17 protein-coding genes, 1 tRNA gene and 1 pseudogene are annotated in these 22446 nt (G+C 52.3%); 6 read left to right on the top strand and 13 right to left on the bottom strand.

All coding sequences use genetic code 11. From position 1 onward, the window contains the following. Positions 1-220: 220 nt before the first annotated feature. Together ACEPPP_RS03060 and ACEPPP_RS03055 are read right to left on the bottom strand one after the other, a co-directional pair. Positions 221-442 (bottom strand): MbtH family protein, encoded by a 222-nt coding sequence (locus ACEPPP_RS03060; protein WP_374089588.1) that lies wholly within the window; start codon positions 440-442, stop codon positions 221-223. Positions 443-540: 98 nt separating this feature from the next. Continuing rightward, positions 541-1053, bottom strand: coding sequence for an RNA polymerase sigma factor (locus tag ACEPPP_RS03055; protein WP_374089587.1), 513 nt, complete (start codon positions 1051-1053; stop codon positions 541-543). A 398-nt stretch (positions 1054-1451) separates the two neighbouring features. On the opposite strand from ACEPPP_RS03055, the gene ACEPPP_RS03050 reads away from it, so the two are divergent. The 3 genes from ACEPPP_RS03050 (at position 1452) to ACEPPP_RS03040 (ending at position 6713) form a co-directional block, all read left to right on the top strand. Continuing rightward, complete coding sequence (locus ACEPPP_RS03050) at positions 1452-3164, top strand: cyclic peptide export ABC transporter (RefSeq protein WP_374089586.1); 1713 nt, start codon at positions 1452-1454, stop codon at positions 3162-3164. A 16-nt stretch (positions 3165-3180) separates the two neighbouring features. Beyond that, on the top strand, positions 3181-5616 hold the full coding sequence (locus ACEPPP_RS03045; protein ID WP_374089585.1) for a penicillin acylase family protein: 2436 nt from the start codon (positions 3181-3183) through the stop codon (positions 5614-5616). A 143-nt stretch (positions 5617-5759) separates the two neighbouring features. Next, on the top strand, positions 5760-6713 hold the full coding sequence (locus ACEPPP_RS03040; RefSeq protein ID WP_374089584.1) for a FecR domain-containing protein: 954 nt from the start codon (positions 5760-5762) through the stop codon (positions 6711-6713). Positions 6714-6761: 48 nt separating this feature from the next. Here the strand turns inward: ACEPPP_RS03040 and cysC are convergent, their stop codons facing one another. Further along, positions 6762-7367 (bottom strand): adenylyl-sulfate kinase, encoded by a 606-nt coding sequence (gene cysC, locus ACEPPP_RS03035; RefSeq protein ID WP_374089583.1) that lies wholly within the window; start codon positions 7365-7367, stop codon positions 6762-6764. A gap of 119 nt (positions 7368-7486) precedes the next feature. Further along, the gene (locus ACEPPP_RS03030; protein ID WP_374089582.1) at positions 7487-7744 is read right to left on the bottom strand and encodes a YkgJ family cysteine cluster protein; all 258 of its coding nucleotides are present in this window, start codon (positions 7742-7744) and stop codon (positions 7487-7489) included. Between the two features lie 183 nt (positions 7745-7927). On the opposite strand from ACEPPP_RS03030, the gene ACEPPP_RS03025 reads away from it, so the two are divergent. Beyond that, positions 7928-9004, top strand: coding sequence for an alkene reductase (locus ACEPPP_RS03025; RefSeq protein WP_374089581.1), 1077 nt, complete (start codon positions 7928-7930; stop codon positions 9002-9004). A 440-nt stretch (positions 9005-9444) separates the two neighbouring features. Continuing rightward, a complete protein-coding gene (locus ACEPPP_RS03020; protein ID WP_374089580.1) occupies positions 9445-11232 on the top strand; it encodes a transglycosylase SLT domain-containing protein in 1788 nt (595 codons plus the stop codon). Between the two features lie 107 nt (positions 11233-11339). Here the strand turns inward: ACEPPP_RS03020 and ACEPPP_RS03015 are convergent, their stop codons facing one another. Together ACEPPP_RS03015 and ACEPPP_RS03010 are read right to left on the bottom strand one after the other, a co-directional pair. Beyond that, entirely contained in the window at positions 11340-11927 is a 588-nt protein-coding gene (locus ACEPPP_RS03015) for a bacteriohemerythrin (RefSeq protein ID WP_374089579.1), read from the bottom strand. A gap of 210 nt (positions 11928-12137) precedes the next feature. Continuing rightward, positions 12138-12557: pseudogene (locus ACEPPP_RS03010) on the bottom strand (IS1595 family transposase); the annotation flags it as partial. Positions 12558-12706: 149 nt separating this feature from the next. Between ACEPPP_RS03010 and ACEPPP_RS03005 the strand changes: the two are divergent. Further along, a complete protein-coding gene (locus tag ACEPPP_RS03005) occupies positions 12707-12919 on the top strand; it encodes a hypothetical protein (protein WP_374089578.1) in 213 nt (70 codons plus the stop codon). A gap of 511 nt (positions 12920-13430) precedes the next feature. Here the strand turns inward: ACEPPP_RS03005 and ACEPPP_RS03000 are convergent. The 7 genes from ACEPPP_RS03000 to ACEPPP_RS02970 all read right to left on the bottom strand — a co-directional run bounded on the left by ACEPPP_RS03000 (position 13431) and on the right by ACEPPP_RS02970 (position 22409). Continuing rightward, on the bottom strand, positions 13431-13601 hold the full coding sequence (locus ACEPPP_RS03000; protein WP_374089577.1) for an ArsR family transcriptional regulator: 171 nt from the start codon (positions 13599-13601) through the stop codon (positions 13431-13433). Between the two features lie 254 nt (positions 13602-13855). Further along, a complete protein-coding gene (locus tag ACEPPP_RS02995; protein ID WP_374089576.1) occupies positions 13856-16075 on the bottom strand; it encodes a Piwi domain-containing protein in 2220 nt (739 codons plus the stop codon). 8 nt (positions 16076-16083) lie between these two features. Then, the gene (locus tag ACEPPP_RS02990) at positions 16084-16551 is read right to left on the bottom strand and encodes a hypothetical protein (RefSeq protein WP_374089575.1); all 468 of its coding nucleotides are present in this window, start codon (positions 16549-16551) and stop codon (positions 16084-16086) included. Between the two features lie 488 nt (positions 16552-17039). Next, positions 17040-17171, bottom strand: coding sequence for a hypothetical protein (locus tag ACEPPP_RS02985; RefSeq protein ID WP_374089574.1), 132 nt, complete (start codon positions 17169-17171; stop codon positions 17040-17042). A gap of 12 nt (positions 17172-17183) precedes the next feature. Beyond that, complete coding sequence (locus ACEPPP_RS02980; RefSeq protein ID WP_374089573.1) at positions 17184-20570, bottom strand: DEAD/DEAH box helicase family protein; 3387 nt, start codon at positions 20568-20570, stop codon at positions 17184-17186. A gap of 30 nt (positions 20571-20600) precedes the next feature. Beyond that, on the bottom strand, positions 20601-22115 hold the full coding sequence (locus ACEPPP_RS02975) for a sigma-54 interaction domain-containing protein (protein ID WP_374090873.1): 1515 nt from the start codon (positions 22113-22115) through the stop codon (positions 20601-20603). 217 nt (positions 22116-22332) lie between these two features. Next, a tRNA-Arg gene (locus ACEPPP_RS02970) sits at positions 22333-22409 on the bottom strand. Positions 22410-22446: the final 37 nt, after the last annotated feature.

Below are 22446 nucleotides of genomic sequence, written 5' to 3'. Positions count from 1 at the left end.
TATGGTCACCGAACGAAAATTCTGTTCTTTGCGCATAAGGTGCTGAAAAAAAGGCAACGGGACTTTTTGAGCGAAGCATCATTATGCCTCATGGCGATGTCTGATTGGCCTTCGCCGACTAGCGCGCCCGAGAGGATTCGAACCTCTGACCTCAGCTTCGTCGGAAGCCAAGGCCAAGCTTCGGGCAGGTGCTCTTGCTTTTAATGGTGAAATATCCGGGTTAGCCCAAACCCGCCTGCTGCATATGTTGCCGCAGACTCAATGGGCGCATATCGGTCCACACTTCCTTGATGTAGTCCAGGCATTCCCGTTTCATCCCCTTGGGGCCGACGGCGCGCCAGCCGCCGGGGATGTCCTTGTATTCCGGCCAGATCGAATATTGTTCTTCGTGATTGACGACGACTTGGTAAATGGTGGTGTCTTCTTCTTGGTCCCAGGCCATGGGGTTCTCCGATGTTAAGATGATGAGGGAAGATAGGTCAGTGCGTTTACACTGGGTTTCAGGTTTCCTTGGGGAGACGAGTCACGCCTTGATCTTCCTCAGTCGCCGATTAAATCCGAACGGCGGTTTTTGAATTGCTGACGGCAATGCAACAGCGCTCTCGCTAAGAGTTTCTCCACCGCGCTGTCCGAAATGTTCAGTTCTTTGGCGATTTCCGCGTAAGTCATGCCGTAAACCCTGTTCAAAACAAAAGCTTCGCGCGCGCGGGCGGGCAGTTCGTCGACAATCGACGAAAAGATCGTCAGCTTTTCGTCGATGACCGCTAATTTTTCGGCCGAGGGGGATTCTTCGTTTGGCAACAGGGTAGGGTCGGTCGTGTTGAGATGCCTTTCGGTGACTTTGCGGTGCTTGATGTGATCGTATGCGAGATTTCTGGCGGTGCGAAATAAGAATCCGCGTGGATGCTCGATCACCTGTTTTTGGATTTCCTTCGAAAAGATGATGAAGCATTCCTGGACCAATTCGGCGGCGATATCCGGGCAGTCGACGATGCGAGCCAGATGGAGCTGCAGTTCGGATTGATGATTGAGATAAATCGCTTCAAGATTCACGCTGGGTTCCCTGTTGTTGTATTGGTTAGCTAAGCCCTGGTTCGGTAATGTAGCTAAATTAATAGTATTATAAGTATTACTATTCTCTTATATAACATTAATGTAGAGAAAACATCTAACATGTTTGCTTTGGTACAGCAATTTTTAAGCCAACTCCTTTGCGCCAGTTATTTCAATGGCTTAGTCTCAATACAGAGGAAGGCATGGAATAAAGGAACAGGCGTAATGACACAAAAGCATTGTGTTAAATAACATAGATTAATTAATTCCGGCCGCTATCGTTCCCCAAGGCGGAACTCGCCATTTTTGCGGCTGAGGTGATTTAGCGGGCAAGGCGTCTTCAGATAGATACCCGCCGGTGATCTTTTCACTCGGCCTAACCGCATAATGGAGTCGATATGCTGTTATTTCTATGGCGCTCATCTTGGATAACGATTACCGGTGTCTTGCTGACAGGCATTGTCAGCGGCTTAAGCAATGCGGCCTTGATTGCATTCATCAATGCCAGTTTGGCTGGACGAGTGGATCAGTATCTGACTTTCGAGTGGTCTGCCGGCTTGACGCCTGCCGTATGGTTTGCTGGGTTGGCCTCTATCGTATTGGTTTGCCGCTTTGCTTCGCATTATTTGTTGAACCGATTCAGCACAAAACTGGCTCGGGATTTACGGTTGCATGTCAGTCGTTTGATCTTGAACGCGCCCTATCCGAATTTGCAGAAGCTGGGAAAATCCGTCTTGTTGAGTCATTTGACCGAGGATGTGACCGCCATTGCGGCTGCCAGCGAGCTTTTTCCGGTACTCTGCATCAATTTTGCGATTGTGGCGGGGTGCATGGCTTATTTGAGCTGGCTGTCCTGGCAGCTGGCCTGTGTTTTGGCCGGCGTGATCCTGTTCGGCGTCGCGACTTTCCAGTTGTTCAATCACGTGCCGATGCGAGCCGTACGGAGCGCGCGGGACGAATACGACAACTTGAGTCGTGGCTTTTCTGCATTGACCGAAGGGGTTCGCGAATTGAAACTGCATCGCCAGCGCAGCGAGGCATTCGTTTCCCAGTCTCTGGCGGTTAGCGCAGAATCCTACCGCCGTTATTCTTTCCGGGCTACCGTGGCTTATTTACTGATCAACCAGTGGATACAGCTCCTGTATTATCTGACCATCGCCGCGATATTGTACGTGTTTCCGGCGTGGCAGGCGATTAGCCAAGAAGTCGTCAGCGGTTACGTCCTGGTGTTTTTGTTCATGATGTCGCCGCTCACGGTCTTGACCGGCAGTCTGCCGGTGTTCAGCCGCGCCAAAGTGGCCTTGAACAAGGTGCTTCGGTTAGACGATAAGCTGGGAGGGAAAAATTCGGCGCAACGCTCGGCCAAATTACCGGCTCAGCGCCATTTCAAGGCATTGGCCCTGCATGGGGTGACCCACAGTTTTCATCGGGAAAAGGAGAACCGTAACTTTACCCTGGGACCCATCGACCTGGAATTCCATCCGGGCGAACTGGTGTTTTTGATCGGCGGCAACGGCAGCGGCAAGACCACCTTGGCCCTGCTGCTGATCGGTCTTTATCATCCCGAACAAGGCATGATCCACTGGAACGGTCGCCCCGTCGATGCAGGCAGCCGCGATGCCTACCAGCAGAATTTTTCGGTGATTTTTTCCGATTTTTATTTGTTCGACGAACTCTATGGCGTTGATTTAGAAAACAATCGTGGCGCGATAGAGGATTATCTGCAACGCCTGCATCTGCATCACAAGGTGGACATCGTGAATGGCCGCTTCTCTTCGGTGAGTCTGTCCCAAGGCCAGCGTAAACGGCTGGCGCTGCTGGCGGCCTATCTGGAGGACAGGCCGTTTTATGTGTTCGACGAATGGGCGGCCGACCAGGATCCCGAATTCAAGCATTTGTTCTACACCGAACTATTGCCGGCGCTGAAGGCGCGCGGCAAGACGGTGCTGGCGATTACGCACGACGATAAATATTTCCATTTGGCCGACCGCTGCATCAAGCTGGACGAAGGCCGGATTACCGCGGTCGAGTCTCCGCCGGTCGATAAGCGGCCTCAGGCCGCGCACCGGGAACGGCTGGATTCGGCCGCTGCGGAAACGATAACCTCTTGATGACCGGTATCAAACCATGGCAAAGCTTAAAAAATCATGGCTCTATGCGGGCCTAGGCGCGATCGGGATGATCGCCTCTGCGGCCGGCGTCGGATATGGGTGGTGGCTGCAATCGCTGCCGCCTTTGGACGGCAACATCCGATTGGCAAGGCTTGCGGCTCCGGCCACTATCGATACCGATGCGCACGGCATTCCAAGAATTACCGCCGGCAGCCGGATCGATGCGGCCAGGGTATTGGGTTACGTTACCGCCCGCGACCGCCTGTTTCAGATGGATCTGATGCGGCGCAAGAACGCCGGACGCTTGGCGGAGATTTTCGGCGGCGCGGCGGTGAACAGCGACGTCCAGGCGCGGATTTACGGTTTCAATCAGAAGGCCAAGCAAATTTTGCCCAAGTTGCCGCCGCTTCACCGCCAGTATTTGCAGGCCTATGCCGAGGGCGTTAACGGCTATCTCGAACAAAATCCGACCTTGCCCTTTGAGTTCAAGGTTCTGGGTTATGCGCCGGAGCCATGGCAGGCGGAAGACAGCTTGCTGGTGGTCTTCGGAATGTTCGAAAATTTGACCGCCTGGGTTGAAAAGGGCGAACGCATGCTGAGCGTGATGGAGAGCGCGCTGCCCGCCGAAGCCGTGGCGTTTTTGACTCCGGATACCGATCGTTTTACCGATCAGCTGATGAATCACACGAAATCGCTGAGGCCGGCGCAGCCTGTGCCGGTCAATGCGATGCAGACATTGCTGGCAGGACGCATGGGCGATTTCTCCCAGTTGGCGGATGCTTCCCGAGGAGAAAGCTTGGCGGGTTCGAATGCTTGGGCCGTCAGCGGCGGCAAAACCGCGGATGGCCGGGCGATATTGGCCAACGATATGCATCTTGGGATTAGCGTTCCGAATATCTGGTATCGTGCCGAGGTCAATTATCCCGAAGTACGGGCGATAGGCCTGAACCTGCCCGGCACCCCTTTTCTGATCGCGGGCAGTAATCAGCATGTGGCTTGGGGCATGACCAACCTGGCGGGCGATTTTCTGGACTTGGTCAAACTGGAGATCAATCCGGATGACGCCGGGCAGTATAGGGTCGGCGAGCGTTGGCAAACCTTCGCTCAGCGGCAGGAAGTGATCAACATCAAGGGCGGCGGTTCCAAGACGGTGGCGGTCAAGGAAACCGTATGGGGACCGGTCGCTCTCCAGCCTCTCCAGGGGCAGCCGGTGGCCATCCATTGGGTTGCCCTGGATGCGGATGCCGTCAATGTCGATATTTTGGAACTGGAACAGAGCCAAACGTTGTCGCAGTCGCTGGCTATTGCCAATCGGGCCGGCGGGCCGCAATTAAACGTGCTGCTGGCCGATGAAAAGGGCCACATCGCCTGGACGGTGACCGGAAAAATCCCCAAACGCTTCGGCGGCGACGGTTCGGTCAGCCTATCCTGGGCGGATGGCAAAACCGGTTGGCAGGGCTATGTCAACCCCGCCGCTTTGCCGCGCATCATCGATCCGCCGGAAGGCTTTTTGGTGACCGCCAACGAACGGCGCTTTGCGGCCGATTTTCCCTACGTGATCGGGCATCAGTTCGTGAACGGCTATCGCGCTTACCGGATTAACCAGAAGCTCAAGCAGGCGGCACGCCATAGCGAATGGTCGCTGTTTAACCTGCAACAGGATACCGAAAGCGAATTTTATAGTTATTACCAGCAATTGGCCTTGCAGGTGTTGACCCCGGACGTGTTGGCGCAAAAACCGGAATTGAGCGGGCTGCGCGATTATTTGTTGAGCTGGAACGGCAGGGCCGACACCGCAAGCCTGGGTTTGCCGGTATTGATCGAATTTCGCAGAGAGCTGATCGATGCGGTGTTTACGCCGTTTCTATCGGCCTGCAAACAGGCGGACCAAGACTTCGTTTATGCGTGGAATTATGCCGATACGCCTTTGCAGGCCTTGCTGGACGCGAAGCCGGCAGCGTTGTTGCCGGATGCAGGGCACCATAAAAATTGGGACCGTTTCATCCTGGCGCAATTGGAAAAGAGCGCGGCCAAGGTCATGGCGCGCAGCCCCGGCGCGGAATGGCCGGAGTTGACCTGGGGCAAGCAAAACATCGTCGGCCATGCGCATCCCTTTTCGAAGGCCTTACCCTTGTTGTCTGCGGCGCTGGATATGCCGCACCAGCCGGTGGCCGGTTGCGGAGGATATTGTGTGCGGGTCACAGGACCCGATTTTGGCGCCAGCGAAAGGCTGGTGGTTTCGCCGGGCCATGTTGAGGACGGCATACTGCATATGCCGGGCGGGCAATCCGGTCATCCGTTATCGGCTTATTACAGCGATCAACAGGCGTTCTGGGTGGCAGGATTGCCGCTGGCCTTTGCGGGCGGAAAGCCGGAACACAAACTGTCGTTAAGCCCGCAAGCCGCGGACGAACCGGCACAAAATCGGGTAAATGGCGCTGATATTCGGTAAAATGCAAGGTAAAGCATGCCAAGCGAGAGTAGGGGCACAGGGCGTGGAACTTTGTTTGCAACGCTTGCCGAGGGCTTGCCAATAACCGAAATTTGCAGTACCAAAAGTCTATACTCATCTTCTTTGCCAACTGGGAAAACGCTTTGGAATCCGATCTCGACAACACCGTAGATGAACAAGCCGCGGCATGGTTTATTCGTCTGCGCGCCGCCAATGTGAGCCGGCAGGATGAGGCGTGCTTTCTCCAATGGCTCGAACAGACCGATGCGCACCGCAAGGCATTTGATGAAATCAGCGCGCTGTGGGGCGACCCCGATTTGCTGAAGGGTTTGACCGCAAGTGCCCAAAAGCACCGCATCGCCCCTCGATCCGACAAAAAACGCCTCATGCGCTCGAAAATGCCCCTGGCGTTGGCGGCCTGCCTGGTGCTGACGCTGGCGTTTTCCGGACAGTTTCGTATGCTGATCAATGCCGACTACACCTCGGCGGTGGGCGAGCGTAAATCCGTGCGCTTGGAAGACGGTTCCACGGTGATGCTGAATACCGACAGCGCGCTTGCGCTCAGCATGGACGGGACGCAGCGCTGGGTGGAGTTATTGAAAGGCGAGGCGTATTTCGACGTCAAGCCCGACCCTGACCGGCCGTTCATCGTCAAAGCCGATTATTCGACGACCCGGGTGTTGGGCACGCATTTTATTGTGGGGCGGAATGGCGACAGCGACGAGATCAAGGTATTGTCCGGGCGCGTTGAAGTGTCCGAAAACGGGCACTGGAAGGATCCTGTCGTTTTGCACGACGGGCAGGCGGTCTCGGTAAATTCCACCGCGCTTGGGCAACCTAAAATGTTGGACTCGGCGCTCTCGATATCCTGGGTCGATGGTTTTCTGGTGTTCGAAAATGAAACCTTGGAGAGCGTCGTCAAGCAGATTCGCCGCTACCGCACCGGCATGATCCTGTTTAAAGACGACTCGCTGCGCGCGATGAAAATCAACGGACGCCTGAGCATCAGGGAGTCCGGCGACATGTTGAAAGTCCTACAAAAGACCCTGGCGGTCAAAATGACTTATTTGACCGACTGGCTGGTGATCGTCGGCTAATACCGATCGCAATGGGAGAACGCTTGGGGCGCGGCCGGTTTTGCCGCGTTAATGGATGATGCCTTTTTCTTGCAGATAGTCCAGCACGCATTGGACGCATTCGTCGATGCTCCATTGATCGGTATCGACGATTAACTCGGGATTCTCGGGCGCTTCATAAGGGGAGGAGATGCCCGTGAAATTCGCTATGTGTCCGAGCCTTGCTTTTTGGTAGAGGCCTTTGATGTCGCGCTGCTCGCAGACGGTCAAGGCGCATTTGCAGTAAATTTCGATAAAATCCCCCTCGGCTACGATTTGCCGCGCCAGATTTCGCTCCAATCTGAAAGGCGAAATGAAGGCGGTCAGGGTAATGTGGCCGGCTTCGAGCATCAGTTTCGCCACTTGGGCGATTCGCCGAATGTTTTCCTTTCTGTCGGCCTCATCAAAGCCGAGATCGCTGGAAAGCCCATGCCTGACATTGTCGCCATCCAATACGAAGGTGCGGCATTTGCGCTCGTACAGCCGCTTTTCGACCGCATGCGCAAGGGTGGATTTGCCGGCGCCGGATAAGCCCGTGAACCATAAGATCACCGATTTATGGCCGTTCAGCGCTTCCCGGCAGGCGCGGGTGACTTGCGATTGATGCCAGACGAGATGATTGTATTCGTTGCGCATAAGACTACTGGGTCGCTAGATTTGTCGTTCGAGGGGTTCGGCTCGGCGTTATTAATCGAATCAGTTGCCGTAGCTACCTGATAAGACGATTAGCGGGGCAAAAATGCTCATACGCCACGTTACGGACTACCCGTCAAATTCTCCCATTCGGACAAAATAGCCATCGCTTCTTCCGCGCTGCTGCCGCAGGAATCTTCGGTCGCCTGAAAGCCGCGGCACACAAGCGGGCGGCTGGGATGCAGGAAAATCGAGCATTTATTTTGAACATCCAGATGCAGGCAACGCATTCCGGCGGGTTTGCCGAAAGGATGTAAAGGGATTGCCGAAGAAATAGAGGGCGCAATGCAACAAGCGCCGCAGCCGATCCGACACTGCATTCAATGACCTCTCTGTTTTTTGCCGGCAGTCTACCATAGAGCGGCTCACTTAGGTCATTTCATCCTGAAAGCGGTATGGAAGTTGCTGGCCCTGAATCCGGCCTGCAAGATAAAATACCTGCATGTCGATGTGCTAAAAGCACGGAAAAGTAGGCTAGTCAGCCATTAAAGTAAGAGGATAAAATGAGCAACCTGTTTGAACCCATCACTGTGGGAGCGGTTACGCTCCCTAACCGTATCGTCATGGCGCCGCTGACGCGCTGCCGTGCCGGCGCCGGCAGAGTCCCTAACGCGCTGATGGCTGAATACTATGCGCAAAGGGCGAGTGCCGGGCTGATTTTAAGCGAAGCGACCTGTGTTTCTGCGCAGGGAGTCGGTTATCCGGACACGCCGGGGATATGGTCGGATGCTCAAGTCCAGGGCTGGGCCAAGGTAACCCGGGCCGTACACGCCGCCGGAGGACGAATTTTTTTACAGCTGTGGCATGTCGGCCGGGTTTCCCATCCGGATTACCTGAACGGCGAACTTCCCGTCGCTCCGAGCGCGATTGCACCGCTGGGCCATGTCAGCCTGTTGCGGCCTCTTAGGGAATTCGTGACGCCGAGAGCCTTGGACACTTCTGAAATTCCCGGCATTGTCGAAGCCTATCGCAAGGGCGCGGAAAACGCCAAACGGGCCGGTTTCGACGGGGTCGAGTTGCATGGCGCCAATGGTTACCTGCTCGACCAGTTTTTACAGGACAGTACCAACAAGCGCACCGACCTTTATGGCGGTCCGATCGAAAATCGTGCCCGCTTGCTGCTGGAAGCCACCGATGCCGCGATTTCGGTCTGGGGAGCTGACCGGGTCGGAGTCCACCTCGCGCCCAGGGGCGATGCCCATTCAATGGGCGATTCGGACCCCTTGAGCACCTTCGGCTACGTGGCGGAGCAATTGGGCCGGCGGGGTATCGCCTTTATTTTCACTCGCGAGTCATTGGGGGAAAACCGCATCAGTCCCGCCTTGAAAAAACGCTTTGGCGGCGTTTTGATCGCCAACGAGGGCTTCAACCGAGAAACGGCCGAACAGGTGATCGCCGCAGGCGAGGCGGACGCGGTGGCCTTTGGCAAGGACTTCATCTCCAATCCGGATCTGCCTCGCCGCCTGCAACTCAATGCACCGCTCAATCCTTATCATACCGAGACGTTTTACGGCTATGGGCTAAAGGAGCCGGAGACGGGCTACACCGATTACCCTGGTTTGGTGGCGGAAGCAGGTTAGCCGCTTTTCCTGCCGGAACCAGTAAGACGACAGGAGCGACGGCTGATCAAGCAGCGCTTTGCCCGCAATACCGGCTTACCCGGATGGAGCTAAATCTCCGCAACTTTCATATCGATCTCCAGTCGAATTTCTAACTAAAACGCCGGAATGATACTCTCAACGGGCCGAATTCCGGCTTGAATGCGGCCTAAATTGACGATTTTCTGGCGATAGCGCCGCGCGGTTTTGGTAATGGTTAAGGAGGTCTTGTTGATAGAATTCTTAAAAATATCTTATGTGTTTATTGTTTTATCGATACAATAGACGCAAAGGGGAAATCTTTTTGCATTACCCTAGCCAATGGCCGCTTTTTGATCTAGCAACCTGAGTATAAGGCGCCTGGACCTTGAATGACCCAAGCCGCCAATATCGGCCAGGTGCTATGAGTCGAGGTAACGATTATGCGATTATTACTGCGAATCTTCACTCTTGTGATCGGCGTCTCCTTAGCCTCGCATGTTCCCGATGCCGGCGCCGCGACATCGTCAAAAATCATCAAAAACAAGCCCCATTCCGGAAAGAAGGCGTCCGCCGGCGCGATCGATGTGTGGGCGCGTATTCGTTCGGGAATGAAAATTCCCAGTCACGTCGCGGTAAGTACACTGGACCCGGCAGATAACGCGCGAGCCGGATTGAAGGGTGCCCGTTCTTCGGCGGCCGCGATCAAAATGCGCAAAGGTTCTGACGGGATAGCAGGCTATTCAAAACCTACACTGAACAGTTCTCCGCAAACGGTGACCGCGCCTATTAACCACTATACGGAATTAGGCCGCGCGAAATTCGGCCCGCATCGCTATACCGAGCTTGGCAGGAAACTATTGGGCGCGAAAACTTCCGTAACGAATGATAGCGACTGCGCGCCGCCTTCTGTTAAAGAGCATGATGGAAACGCGCTCAAAACGGATAACAAAATTGTTTTACTGAAGAAACTGAAGGGGCAACCGGAAATCGAGGCGGTGCAGCAAGATTTTCGCCAGAGGAAGACTGGTGGGGAATCAACAAGCGGGCTCAACAGCCATAAGCTTTCGACACTCTTATCGAAATCCCTTCTTAGGGGGGAGTCTGAAAAAACGGCACCGCCCTGCGTAGTGTCGCAACTGGCCGCGGTCAAGGCGGATAGTCAACAACAAAAGCGCAAAGACAACCTCCCCGAAAAAGGGGATAGTCAGTCAGGACCGCAAAGTCGACAAGCCGCGATTAATCAGCGCATCGATAAATTCATCGTAGCTTACAGCCGAAATCCTGAGTTTCTTTATCGCGTGGCCGAACGCGCGCAACCCTACCTTTACCATATCGTCGAAGAACTCAGTAAATATCGATTGCCGCTGGAACTGGCATTGCTGCCTATTGTTGAAAGCGCCTATCAGCCCACGGCGGAGTCCCCTAAAAGCGCGAAAGGGCTGTGGCAATTCATTCCCAGCACCGGCATGGATTACAACTTGGTGCAAAGACGGGATTATGACGAACGGCTGGATATTCCAAAATCCACCCAGGCGGCCATTCGTTTTCTGAGCGGTTTGAGTCACCATTTTAACGGGGATTGGCTGCTGGCCTTGGCGGCCTATAATTCAGGCCAAGCCACGGTAGATGATGCGATCAGCCGTAATCGGGCCGAAGGTCTATCGGCCGATTTCTGGTCGTTAAATTTACCCGCAGAAACGCAGGATTATGTTCCGCGCTTGCTGGCGCTGTCCAAAATCTTCGCCCGTCCCGCCGGCTATGGAATCAAATTGCCCGCCATTAAAAACGAGCCATATTTCGTCAAAGTTAAAATTGACCATGAATTCGACGTGAACTATCTGGCAGAAAAAGAAATCGCCACGATCGCCAAGCTGGCCGATTTACGGCATGATCAATTCGCGAGGCTTAATCCCAGTTATCTAGGCTCTACCTTATCGCGTAAGCGTTCCTACGATTTTCTGATGCCGCTGGGTAATGCGAATCAACTTCGCCAGCGTTTGGCGAGCATCGCCCGATTCATGTCGGAACCCGCTTCACCTTTGCAAAGCGTTGTCCTGAAAGAAAAACCGGAAGCCTATATCGATTTATACGATCCTGCACTGTCTTGGGTCAGCGAATGGGTGATCAGACAACCTTCTGAGACGCCGAAATTTGCAACGCCCTTTTTATCTCTGAGCGTGGACGGCGAGCAAAGTCCATTGGCGCCTATGGGGCAGCCTTTGGCCTAACCTTTAGACTGAAACTAGCCTCAATTCTTTGGAGGTTCCGTCAGGTAAACCGGCCTATAGCAAATTTGTGTTCCGGTGTTTTGAAAACGTCAACCCAATGATGTCATTTAGGCTTGACGGGCGGTATCCGTGTGGTTTTTTGTCTTTTCCAATTGCCCTTCCAGGGCATGCACCCGTTCCATGGCCTCGTCCCATAAATGCAGTACCGCATCAAGGACCAGTTTCGATACGTCCGGGGAGCATCCGCCCTGTTTGACCATTGCAAACGCTTCGGCGGGCGTTTTGCCGCGCCTTATCAATGCAATTTGCTTGGGAATCATCAAATCGACCCGAAGCGTGTGGTAAACCAGCCAGGACGCGGCAAAACGCGCCAATTTGTCAAACTGTACCGACAGGCCTTCGGCGTCGGTAACACGATTGCGCATTTGCGTAATGTCATAAATGAACGATTTGTGCTCCATGTGTTGCAGCCTCATATATTGCTCGTCCAATTTGTAATGCGTCATGAGAACTTCTTCGTCGACGAAATGCTCTTGCGCATAATCGAACAAGGCATCAAGGATTTGATCGAGGCGTTGTTCGGTGCGTTCGGCGGGCGCGACATCGGTCAACGCGCTGACCATTTCGAATAAGGTTTTGTGCTGGTTATCAATGAGTTCGAGTTTGGTTTCGAAAACGGTGGACCATGTCAACATCTCGGCTCCTAGGTGATTTTAGCTTTATTGATGGATTCCGCCGGGGGATTGGCCTAAATCCTTGTTCGCTCTGCAAATTGATAATTGTAACCTCCTTCACCTGTCAGAAGCGAGAAAGCGCAATTGACCTGAGAAGAATATGCTCTGTACACGAAAAAAATTCTAAGTCATTCATTTATATGAATATAAAATAAGGAGCTTGAAAGTCCATCAAAAGCTCAAATAGAGCGGCAATTTGGTTTGAGAAATACCGCGATGCGGACGCAGCCACGAGCGCAGTAGCGACCAGAAGCCCTCGATGGTGTTCGAATGGACCTCGCAAAAGCCGTCGCCATCCTCGTCGCGGGCGTATTCCCCGGCCGAATGATTGACCGTCTTGTGTCGGTAGCCCCAGGTTTCTAGGCGATCATAAATGCTGTATTTATCGGTGTATATCAACGTCCCCGGTGCCACGATATGTAAGATCAAGGGTTTGATCGTGGCCTGCCGGACATTGTCGAGCAACCGGATAGCGACCTCGCCGCTGCGTTGGAGGATGCCTAATACGGGCGGCTTCTCCGTGGCGAGCGTGCCGCGCCCACGGGCGCCTTTCAGCCGGCGACGGCGCGGTTTGCGCCTCGCTTCGGCAACCTTGTCGGGTTGGCCTTTATGCCCGGCGACGAGGTAGACTTCGTCGCATTCGACCTTACCCTACAGGGTTATCGGGGCTTTTTTTTATCGATCCCCGTGCGCAGATGTTCGGTCGTGAACTGTAAATCATCCTTGTTCAGATCCAATTCTTGGGCAATCTGGGCGTTGGACAGGTTCAAACCCATGAAGTACAGACACAACACCCAAACGGACAACGGCTGGTGATGACCTGCCAGCACGGTGCCGGTCAGGTCGTCAAAGCGCTTGTTGCGCGCCTTGCACTGATAGCGTTGGCCGAAGCGTTGCGGCCCAGCAAAGCCGCGTCGGATCGTTTGATCGTCGCCGCAATGGGGGGCAAGTGACGCCTTCTTGCCAGCGTAGTTGGCGGATAGCCGCGTAGCATTGGGCTTCGCTGACCAAGTGTTTGATTGTTATGATTGCAGTTTCCATCGGGGCATCTTATCAAAAGACCCGGAAATCCATAAAGAGCCTTCCTTACTATGGGAGTCCAGCAATCTCCTGCGTTTCACGGGGATAGGCCACTATGAACATCTGGCGGCTATAGGTGAGGCGAAATTGAGCCACTTTCACAACCTGTTCAACACAGCCCATCATGACCGTTTCATGACTCCAGTCGAACTGGCAGGTTTCTCCCGGCGGAAAATACAACGGAACAAAAACCTGAGTTACCGCCGGCACCGAAGTCTTGCCTCGCTTTCAGGCTTTTACGTAAGGCCGCACCGCACAATAACCACTCACATAGCCTTCGACTTGCAGGCACTCGAATAATCGTTTCGCCGTGCGGCGGCGTTTGGCTGGTAATGTAGCATCGACTTCCAACCAATCATTGAGCCGATCCAGATAATTACCCAGCTACGGATAGGGTTGATAGTTGCGCACCGGATAAACGGGCTCTTCGACCGTTTTGAGATGCTTACGGATGGTGGGGCGGGATAACTTGAACCGTTTGGCCAACTCACTGACGGTGGCATTCTCGACAAAATGCAACCGTCGAATTTCGGTGAAGTCTTCCACTTTTATCACTCCAGGATTCTCCGACTAAAAGCCGGTCATTGAACAACCTGGGGTGGAAACTTTTCAACGCCCTTTTCCCCAGAACCCTGGAAAGTTTTGCACGCCGTTTTGCGTAGAAGTGTCTGCTTTTTATCACACCGAAAGAATCCATGCCTCCTATGGTTTTCGATATGCGCTCTATATGATGGCCATTTTCATGTTAGTAGCCGGGGAGATTGCGATTTGAATGAGTGGACTTCCTTGTCATAAAATTGAAGAGGGACCTAAAGATAAACTGGACACAGCCTGTCCATTTTAGAAAGCGCGTCGATACAGGTTTCCTGTCTCAGTGTCGCAAACCGATCTGCATGATGCGTCGTAACTGGGAGGCGCGGATGGCGATATAACGAGGCGCCATGAATTCGACTCAATATCAACACCTGTTGGGCAAGAACTTCTAAGGATGTCTCTCCGTAGCGCTTTCGTAAACGCAACGGCCTGACGCTGACTTTATCACCCCAGGATTGGCCTAATTCAGCACCACTATAAGTAGATAGAATCAGTTCCCGGTCCGTTAAAAATAAGGCATCCCCAACATTGGGGTTGCTGAATTTTTTTGTGCAATCGGCTAACTGTTCCCGACGATAAAGTACCGGAGCGCCCGATTTCAAAACTTCGAGCACATCAAGTTTTACATTATTCTTGCGTTCAAACTGTTCAATCACATCGATTGATTCGTAAAACTTGCCGTCCCTATGCAATGTGATTCGTCTGGGCAATACACCATCGGATGAACGTAAATAGGTTTTCAAACTTTTCTCAAGCAGGTTCGTTAGAGCGTCATCCTGCATACGCTCGCCCTGCTGTTTATCGGCCAATTGCCAGCCCAACTGAGCGCCGGAACTTAGAAACAGAAATGCAAAACCAGGAGCGCGAACATTAATGCCCCCCATATCCAGCCCGATAAATAAATCGGTTTCTCCCTGCATGTCATCGATTGCGCACAACTGTCCACCGCCTTTGCTGAATACCCCGGCAGCGACATTATTGAAATAGGAAGGACTATAAACATTGCTCCTGTGATCGAGCCGCATAAACTGGGTCGCCAAGCCATAACTGAACGCGGTATCGCGTATTGCCACCTTGTCGGACTTGTCGGTTAAACCGATCAACAAAATAGCGTTCTTGGGATTTTTTTTATTCAGTCTGGCATCTAATTCATTGGCGTTTTCAACGGGGTCAGGAAATTTTGTAAGGGGTGGCAATTCCGTTTTAGTCAGCTGCCCCAAGGCCTTATAAGCATTGCATAGCAATCGCTGATTCCGTTCAGTATTGTTCTGTTTGCCGATAATGAGCGGAATAACTTGGGTTCGGGTCATGTCGCCAAAGGCCTTATATCTTAAAACATCTTGTTCCCGGCTGGATTTGGCACCATTGGCAAATCTGATCATTTGTTCATACCGTAAACAGGATTTTTTCAGATTTTGATAATCCACCGGTATTAATCGGCAGTTGAAATTCGGCAGATAAAGCCCCTTTACCATTTTAGCGCTGACCTTGATTCTGTCGTCTAATGACCATTTCAAATCTTTGGCCAGATTATTCAAAAAGACTGAATCGATTTTGCTCAACGTGTCAAAATCAAACATCGGCTCAACTAAACTGGCGACGTGGTCTGCTTCGTTTTGCCCGTATTTGACTTTTATCAGAGAAGACGATGCCGCTTCTGTCAGCTGTTCATCGGACAGCAACCCTTTCTCACGATGATACTCGACCAGCGACTTACCCAAGTGAGGTAATGGGCTATCGCCCTTGAGGGACTCTTCAACTCTCAGGAATTCAGCGACTAAAGGCGCTTTGCCGGACTCAAAGTAACGGTGGCGCACCTTGTTAATGGATGAAATCCAGTCAGGTCTTTTGTCGATGACCCATTGCAGCGAAATATCCGGCTTGGCCAACAAACTGTGCTTGAGATGCAAACCAATCAAAACTGTGCCATCCGCTAAAACTTCTGGACTAAGTTGTACCGAACAAAAAGCTTCCAGATAGGTGCTGCGTGCTTTAATACGGGCAGAGTGTGAGGGTTCGAAAATTTCCGTATTGCCACTCGCTGCTTTTTTAAAAGCTAACTTGCCTTGACTATCTTGTGCCAGCTTCCAGGCGGCTTTGTTGATATCCTGGTTGACCAGTCTTTGCAAAGCCTGTTGTTGCTGTTCTTCACCACAATCAAGTTCCAGCTTACCGTCATCTTCTAGGCTAGCTTGCATCTGAGGCAAATCGATGACGAGTTGTGAAATCGGTTTTAAGGAAATAATGCTGCGATTACCCAGGTTGGTAAGCACCGCAAAACCATTGACTCTTTGTAATTCATAAGCCACCTTTCGGGCCAACTGCTCACCAGATGCGGTTTCATCAAACTTTTGATAAACGATCTGATATCGGTAAACCGAATAGTGAACGAGATTGACATCCAATTGCAGGGCGCTCAACGCTAAATTTTCCATAAATACTCTTACCTACCCGATACCATCGGAACCAGAATGCCGTCGTCATATTCCATAACCACGGTGGTGACACATAACGGGGCTTGGGGTAAATTTAAACGGAACTGCTCATAGCCACCGTCATGGCTGCGTAGCTGATCGGGCAATGAATTGGCCAGCTCTTCCAATAAAGTGCTGAAAAGATGGCTATGAGAAATGGGGTCTGATAGCATCGAAGCCGTTGCAACACCAGTCATCCTTTGGCCATTGGGTTCTAAAATCTTGAAGTTGGCCGGCACTTTGCACCATGCCGCCGACAAGAAATCAGTTCTTGATAATGCGTGCAATAAAGCCAACTTTTCATCGTCATCTCCCTCCATAACGTAGGATTTTCCAGCTAAACGGAGAATGTAGCCGGCTTCATCGACATATGCCCATAAATTCAGGACTACCTCGGGGGCTTCGACGGCACTGGCCTTGGCGGTAGCGTATTTCATTTTTATTCTCCAAATTTGTCTAGGAAAAATGGGGGAAGACGATATTTTTTAAATAATCGTGTCCGTCACCGTTTTTGATTTTAATTAGCGGTTTGCATAACCTATGGATTGCTCATGGTTAAAAGTATCTCCCAATCAATAACTTTGATGCGCTGGGTAGCGACTTTGAGTAAGGATTTGGCAAAAAATAACGTCCCTTTATGGTTCCCACGCTCTGCGCATGCCCTTATACACAAATGCCGTCATACCCGCCGGGAAACGGGCATCCAGGGCCAGGGATGGCAAGCCCGATACGTCCCTGTAGCCTGGATTCCGGCAATCCCTGCCGGAACGACGTGTTTTTCTTAACTTAATGGCAGCGAGTGAACAGGGAGGTACTTTGTGTTCCATGTAATCTAATTGTACAAAATTTCATCGGGGCTGCGTTCATCTAAGGTGGGTAGCGCGGCGCAGTCATGGGCAATTTTGAGCAAGGCGGCTTGTCGGTCTTACCTGGATTTTTTTGCCAATACGCTGGATAAAAAACCGGCTTCGTCACGCAAACTTTGTTCCAATTCTTTGATGCGCTGGGTGGCTATGATCATCGGTAAATTGTCGGGTACATTAACCATGATTTGCACGGCTGTTTCCTCTTAATTCGGTGGTGTCGGTTGTTTACCAAAGCTTCGTACAATTGACAGCAATTCGTCGATTTGGGTTTCGTTATTGAATAGGCTGTCCAGTTCACCGATGGCGGCAAACGGCATTTGGTAAAGATGGTCGATTTCAATCGCACCGCTTTGGGCGATTTGGCGTTTGAGCAAACCTAAAAATTGCACCTGCCGGGCGTTGAGGCTGGGGTATTGTTGAATGAAGGCGGCAAAGCGCTCGTTGACCTTGTCCGCGTCCATGCCCACGATAGAGCGCAGGATTTGCTCCAGCGGGGCGGCGGTGTCGTAAAAGCTTTTTAACACTTGTAAATCGACATCCGGATGATGAGTGTGAATCAGGGCATTGAGATTAGCCAGTTCGGCTTCGGTCACGGCTTCGCCGGCACGGATTTTCTTGAGTACGGCGTCCTGTTCGAACAGTTCTTTTAAAGCTTGCTCGACCTTGAGGCGATAGCTAGCCATATCCACCGCATTGAGGTAAGTGCTTTGTTTTTCGCGGATTTCGTCGCCGTCCGGAATGTCGACGATGGGTTTATCGACGCTGGGCCCGGTCGGTTTATCACGGTGCTGCATGATGCTACGCAGTTCGACTCTCGCTTGTTCCAGTTCATCGAGTGACGCGCTTTGCCACCAATTCAGTTCGCGGCATTGTTTGATGATTGCGGCTTTGGCTTTGACCTGGTTCAAGTTCATTTGCAATTGCCAGAGCTGGGTGATCGCTTCGCCGGCCAGATCGTCGAAGGCTTTGGTGTTTTGCAATTTGTGCTGCTGGATTTGGCAGAGCAGCAAATCCCATTGGTAGGCATCGCTGTGGCCGCGCACATCCAGCCATTGCATCAGCGGAGCGATGTCGGTTTCCAACCGCGTGACGGTGTTGGGGCTGAACTGGCGCAACACGTCCAGTTGGCTCATCTGCTGTTTGAGCTTCCATTTGTCGCGCACGGCGATGGTTTTGTCGTCCAGACTGTTGATGGCTTTGTGCAGGGATTGCATCACCACATCGAAAAAGTCCGGTTCGGCGTAGTGCAGGGCGGTTTTAGCCAGGCTCAGTTGTGCTTCGAACAGGCGCTGCATCAGCGATTTGCTTTGGCTGATTTCGACCTCGCGTGGTTTCAAGCCATGATATTCGACAACGCCCCAATGATCGAAAATCTGAAAGTGGGTTTTATGTTGGCCGGGACCGAACAGATTAAGGCACAACCGGGTGCCCCGTCCGACCATTTGCCAGAATTTGACCGGCGATTTGACGGGGCGGGCAAACACCAGGTTGACGATCTCCGGCACATCGATGCCGGTATCGAGCATATCGACCGAGATGGCGATAGTCAGCTGATCGTTGCTGCCTTCGCCCTTGAAGTCGTCGATCAGTTCTTCGGCGCGGGGATCGTAGTTGTCGATGACCTGGCAGAACTTACCTGCGTATTGGGGATACAACTCGTCGAACAGCTTTTCCAGCAGTTTGGCGTGCTGGTGGTTGCGGGCGAAGACGATGGTTTTACCCAGCGTTTGCTGATCGGCATGACGGATGCCGTGTTCCATCAGGTTTTGCAGGATCTTGCGGTTGGTGTCCTTATTGAAAATTGCACTGTCTATTTCCTGGGCATCGAACTCCAGGCTATTGGGGTCTATGCCCTGGTCTTCCAAGGCGGCAATGGCTTCGGCGGACAAGGCACGGCCTTTGATGCCGTCGCGCAAAAATTGTGTAGTGTGTTTGACAACCTGATACGGCACCAGATAACCCTCTTCGACGGCCGTTTCCAGCGCGTAATTGCTGGTGGGTTGTTTGAAGTCGCAACCGAACAATTGGCAAGTCGAGCGACTGACCATTTCCACCGGTGTGGCGGTCAGGCCGACCTGCAAGGCATCGAAATAACGGAACACGTCGCCGTAGATGTTGTAGATGCTGCGGTGCGATTCGTCGGCGATGATCAGATCGAAAAAGCCGGGATCAAACGCATCGAACACCTTCATCATCGCCGGATAGGTGGCGACGAAGATGCGATTGTGGGTATCCTGTACACTTTTGCTGGTCAGGATGGTAATCGGGGCGGGCAGAAAGGAGCTAAAGGCATTCTTGGCCTGTTTGCGCAATTCGCGCCGGTCGCAGACGAATAGCACACGCTTCACCCAGCCGGCTTTCATGCAGACATCGGCCAGGGCAATCGACAGTCTAGTCTTGCCTGTGCCGGTGGCTTGCACCGCCAAGGCTTTGCGCTGTTTGGTCTCGAAGCGTTCGGTGATGCGTTTCAGGGCTTCATGTTGATATAAGCGGTCGGTCAGAATATCCGGCTTGGGCGAGACGGTATTGAATGGTTTGCGCTCGGTGCGCTGGCGTATCTGATACTGCAAGCTGGACTTGGAATAAAAGCCGTACAAACGACGTGGCGGGTAATTCTGCGCCTGATGGTCGTCCCATAGCCAGATGTCGTGACCGTTGGTGTAAAAGATGATCGGACGCTGGCCGTGCATTTTTTCCAGACCATCGGCGTAGTGTTTGGCTTGATGGCGACCGGTTTCGGCATCGACGGCGGTTTTTTTGGCTTCGATCACCGCCAACGGTTTGCCGTTGTCGTCCCATAACACATAGTCGGCATAGCCTTCGCCGCTGGTGGTGGGTTGATGCAGAACTTTTTCTTCCAGAGAAACTTCGTCGCTGTGTTCGAGTGACCAACCGACTTGGGTTAGTTGCAGATCAATCAGGTATTTGCGGGTGCTTGCTTCGTTGAAATGTAAATCCAGCGCCGCTTTTTGTCCTTTGCTGGTGGCTTGTTGTGTAAGCTGCTCCAATTCCTGGGCGGTTCGCTGGAGTTGCGCGGCCTTTTCGCGTTCCGCTTCCAATTCCGCCAGCATGGCCTGCATGCGGGCTTCCTGCTTGGCGTATTGCTCCAGCAAGGCTTTGCGTTCTTTTTTATAGTCGGCTTTTTCCGATTGCGCCGGTTTAGGCGCTTGGTAATCCGCTATGCTGTTTTGATCGCCACTGGCGTAGGTAATGAATAACCAACGCGCGATGTCGAAGGTTTCTTTCAATAACAACTGGGCGCTTTGTTCGCTGACCTTATCGCCGTGAGCGGCTTTATTGCCGTGAATGCGCAATGCATGCAGTTTGTCGATGACGACTTTGGGCGTCACCGCTTCGAAGGCCGCATTGGTCAACTGCTCCATGAAGTTGGCTTGCGGCGGTCTGGGTAAACCCAGCTGGGAATAGACAATCGCAACCGAACGCTCGGCAAAGTTGCGCAATTTGGTCTGCGCACTTTGCGGGTCGAGAGACGCATAGTGCTCGGCAAATCCCGCCAAGCTGGCCAATTCCGGCCAGACGCTTCTCAGGAACTCAAAATTCTGTGATTGCATGATGTCGATTCTATCCATGCCCCTTCTGTAGCGAAGAGTGTGCCAATTTTATTGGATGCCTAATTTGTCCATCCAATTGGTTAGGGTTTGGTAGTTGGGCAGGCCCAATAACTCCGTGGCTTTTTTCTTATTGCCGGCTGCTTGAGTCAGCGCCTGAGCAATGTATTTACGTTTTATATCATCCAGAAGGCCTTGAATATCAAGGCCTGCGCCAATGTCTGGCAGCTCGCTTGAGTTACTATTGGTTGGCCGGGTAAGCATGGCTTCCTGAATATCAAGATCGGTAATGGTATCCGAATCAGCCCAGATCGAAGCGCGCAATAACGTGCCGTGTAATTCCCGTATATTACCCGGCCAAGTATGGTTCAGGATAATATTTTTTGCTTTTACAGAAAGTTTTTTATCAACAAAGGCTGGCTGATTGGACGCTTCGCGGTTGATCGCAGTCATCAAATGATCGACGAGCAAGGCGATGTCCCCAGTTCTCTCGCGCAAGGGTGGTAAAATCAAAATGCCGATAGCCACACGATAAAACAAGTCTTCTCGAAAGCGGCCGGCGACGATGTCTTGCGCGAGGTTTCGGTTGGTCGCAGCGATAATCCGCACATCGACGGTTTTTATAGCGCTATCTCCGACTTTGCTGATTTCGCCGGACTGGAGTACACGCAACAAGCGGACTTGCGCATCTTCCGGCAATTCGCCAAATTCATCCAAAAACAGTGTGCCACCATCTGCCGCTTCAAAATATCCCGCCTTATTGCTCACAGCCCCCGTGAAAGCCCCTTTGATATGGCCGAACAGTTCTGAATCGATCAAATCTTTGGGAATGGCGCCACAATTGACGGTGATAAACGGTTTTCCCTGGCGTTGACTGGCATTATGAATGGCCTTGGCAAACAACTCCTTACCAGTACCCGACTCTCCCATGATTAGAACCGGCACATCTCGCACTGCAATTTTTTCGGCTTTTTGGATGACGCGTAAGAAATCTTGATTTTGCGTCACGATATCCGAAAAAGCTGCAGACGGCGGCGCTGGGGCTGACGACAGTTCGGAGAGTTTTTTATCGGCATGTTTAGCGATCTGCGGCACAAACTCGGCCGAGATGTCGAAAGGGATGCTGACAAACTCACCGCCTTTGTCTTTGGTCGATTGCACGAAACGCGTGTTGTACTTGGTTTTACCCAGCAATATCGATACAGCCGTCATCGACGGTGTGCCGGGTGAGAGATGGATGCTGATATCCAGGTTAGGGTTACTGGCAGTGAGCTTCTGCAAATAACCATCTACCGCATGGTGTATGTCGCCGAAATCGATAGGGGAACGTAACGAGCAAGGAATGGAGGCAACTTTTATGCTGTTAAACTGAGCCAACCAGTTGATATACGCGGTCGCTTTTTGCTGGCTGTGGTCATGTAATAAATGGAGCTCATCAAAGCTGAGATTTTTGAGAGCGCCTAATATCGGACCGTCGCCAATAGGCTCGCTGGTATTACCGGAAATCAGGCCTGCTGCTTTCAGGTCAGCGATTCCTAGCCATGACAATAGGATTTTTAGGTGCATCTTATCCAAAGTTTCTCTAATGACCACCAGAATAATCCTAAGCTTGGGACTTTTGGAATTATGCCTATGCCGCTAAAAAAAGCGGCGGACACCACCCATATGGGCACCGAACGAAAATTCTGTTCTATGCGCATAAGGCGCTGAAAAAAAGGAAACGGGACTTTTTGATCGAAGCATCATTATGCTTCATGGGGAGGCCTGATTGACCTTTGCCGACTGGCGCGCCCGAGAGGATTCGAACCTCTGACCTCAGCCTCCGGAGGGCTGCGCTCTATCCAGCTGAGCTACGGGCGCTTTGAGCCGATTATTATAACCAAATCCTGAAATGATT

This window comes from Methylomicrobium lacus, assembly GCF_041897535.1.
Taxonomy (GTDB): domain Bacteria; phylum Pseudomonadota; class Gammaproteobacteria; order Methylococcales; family Methylomonadaceae; genus Methylomicrobium; species Methylomicrobium lacus_A.
Note: the sequence above shows the minus strand (reverse complement) of the source record. Positions and strands in the feature narration are given on the sequence as shown.

Bases quoted from the DNA above. Each gene is read 5' to 3' on its own strand.
- ACEPPP_RS03060 (WP_374089588.1), bottom strand. From the start codon at position 442: ATGGCCTGGGACCAAGAAGAAGACACCACCATTTACCAAGTCGTCGTC.
- ACEPPP_RS03050 (WP_374089586.1), top strand. From the start codon at position 1,452: ATGCTGTTATTTCTATGGCGCTCATCTTGGATAACGATTACCGGTGTC.
- ACEPPP_RS03045 (WP_374089585.1), top strand. From the start codon at position 3,181: ATGGCAAAGCTTAAAAAATCATGGCTCTATGCGGGCCTAGGCGCGATC.
- cysC (WP_374089583.1), bottom strand. From the start codon at position 7,367: ATGCGCAACGAATACAATCATCTCGTCTGGCATCAATCGCAAGTCACC.
- ACEPPP_RS03030 (WP_374089582.1), bottom strand. From the start codon at position 7,744: ATGCAGTGTCGGATCGGCTGCGGCGCTTGTTGCATTGCGCCCTCTATT.
- ACEPPP_RS03025 (WP_374089581.1), top strand. From the start codon at position 7,928: ATGAGCAACCTGTTTGAACCCATCACTGTGGGAGCGGTTACGCTCCCT.
- ACEPPP_RS03020 (WP_374089580.1), top strand. From the start codon at position 9,445: ATGCGATTATTACTGCGAATCTTCACTCTTGTGATCGGCGTCTCCTTA.
- ACEPPP_RS03015 (WP_374089579.1), bottom strand. From the start codon at position 11,927: ATGTTGACATGGTCCACCGTTTTCGAAACCAAACTCGAACTCATTGAT.
- ACEPPP_RS02995 (WP_374089576.1), bottom strand. From the start codon at position 16,075: ATGGAAAATTTAGCGTTGAGCGCCCTGCAATTGGATGTCAATCTCGTT.
- ACEPPP_RS02990 (WP_374089575.1), bottom strand. From the start codon at position 16,551: ATGAAATACGCTACCGCCAAGGCCAGTGCCGTCGAAGCCCCCGAGGTA.
- ACEPPP_RS02980 (WP_374089573.1), bottom strand. From the start codon at position 20,570: ATGGATAGAATCGACATCATGCAATCACAGAATTTTGAGTTCCTGAGA.
- ACEPPP_RS02975 (WP_374090873.1), bottom strand. From the start codon at position 22,115: ATGCACCTAAAAATCCTATTGTCATGGCTAGGAATCGCTGACCTGAAA.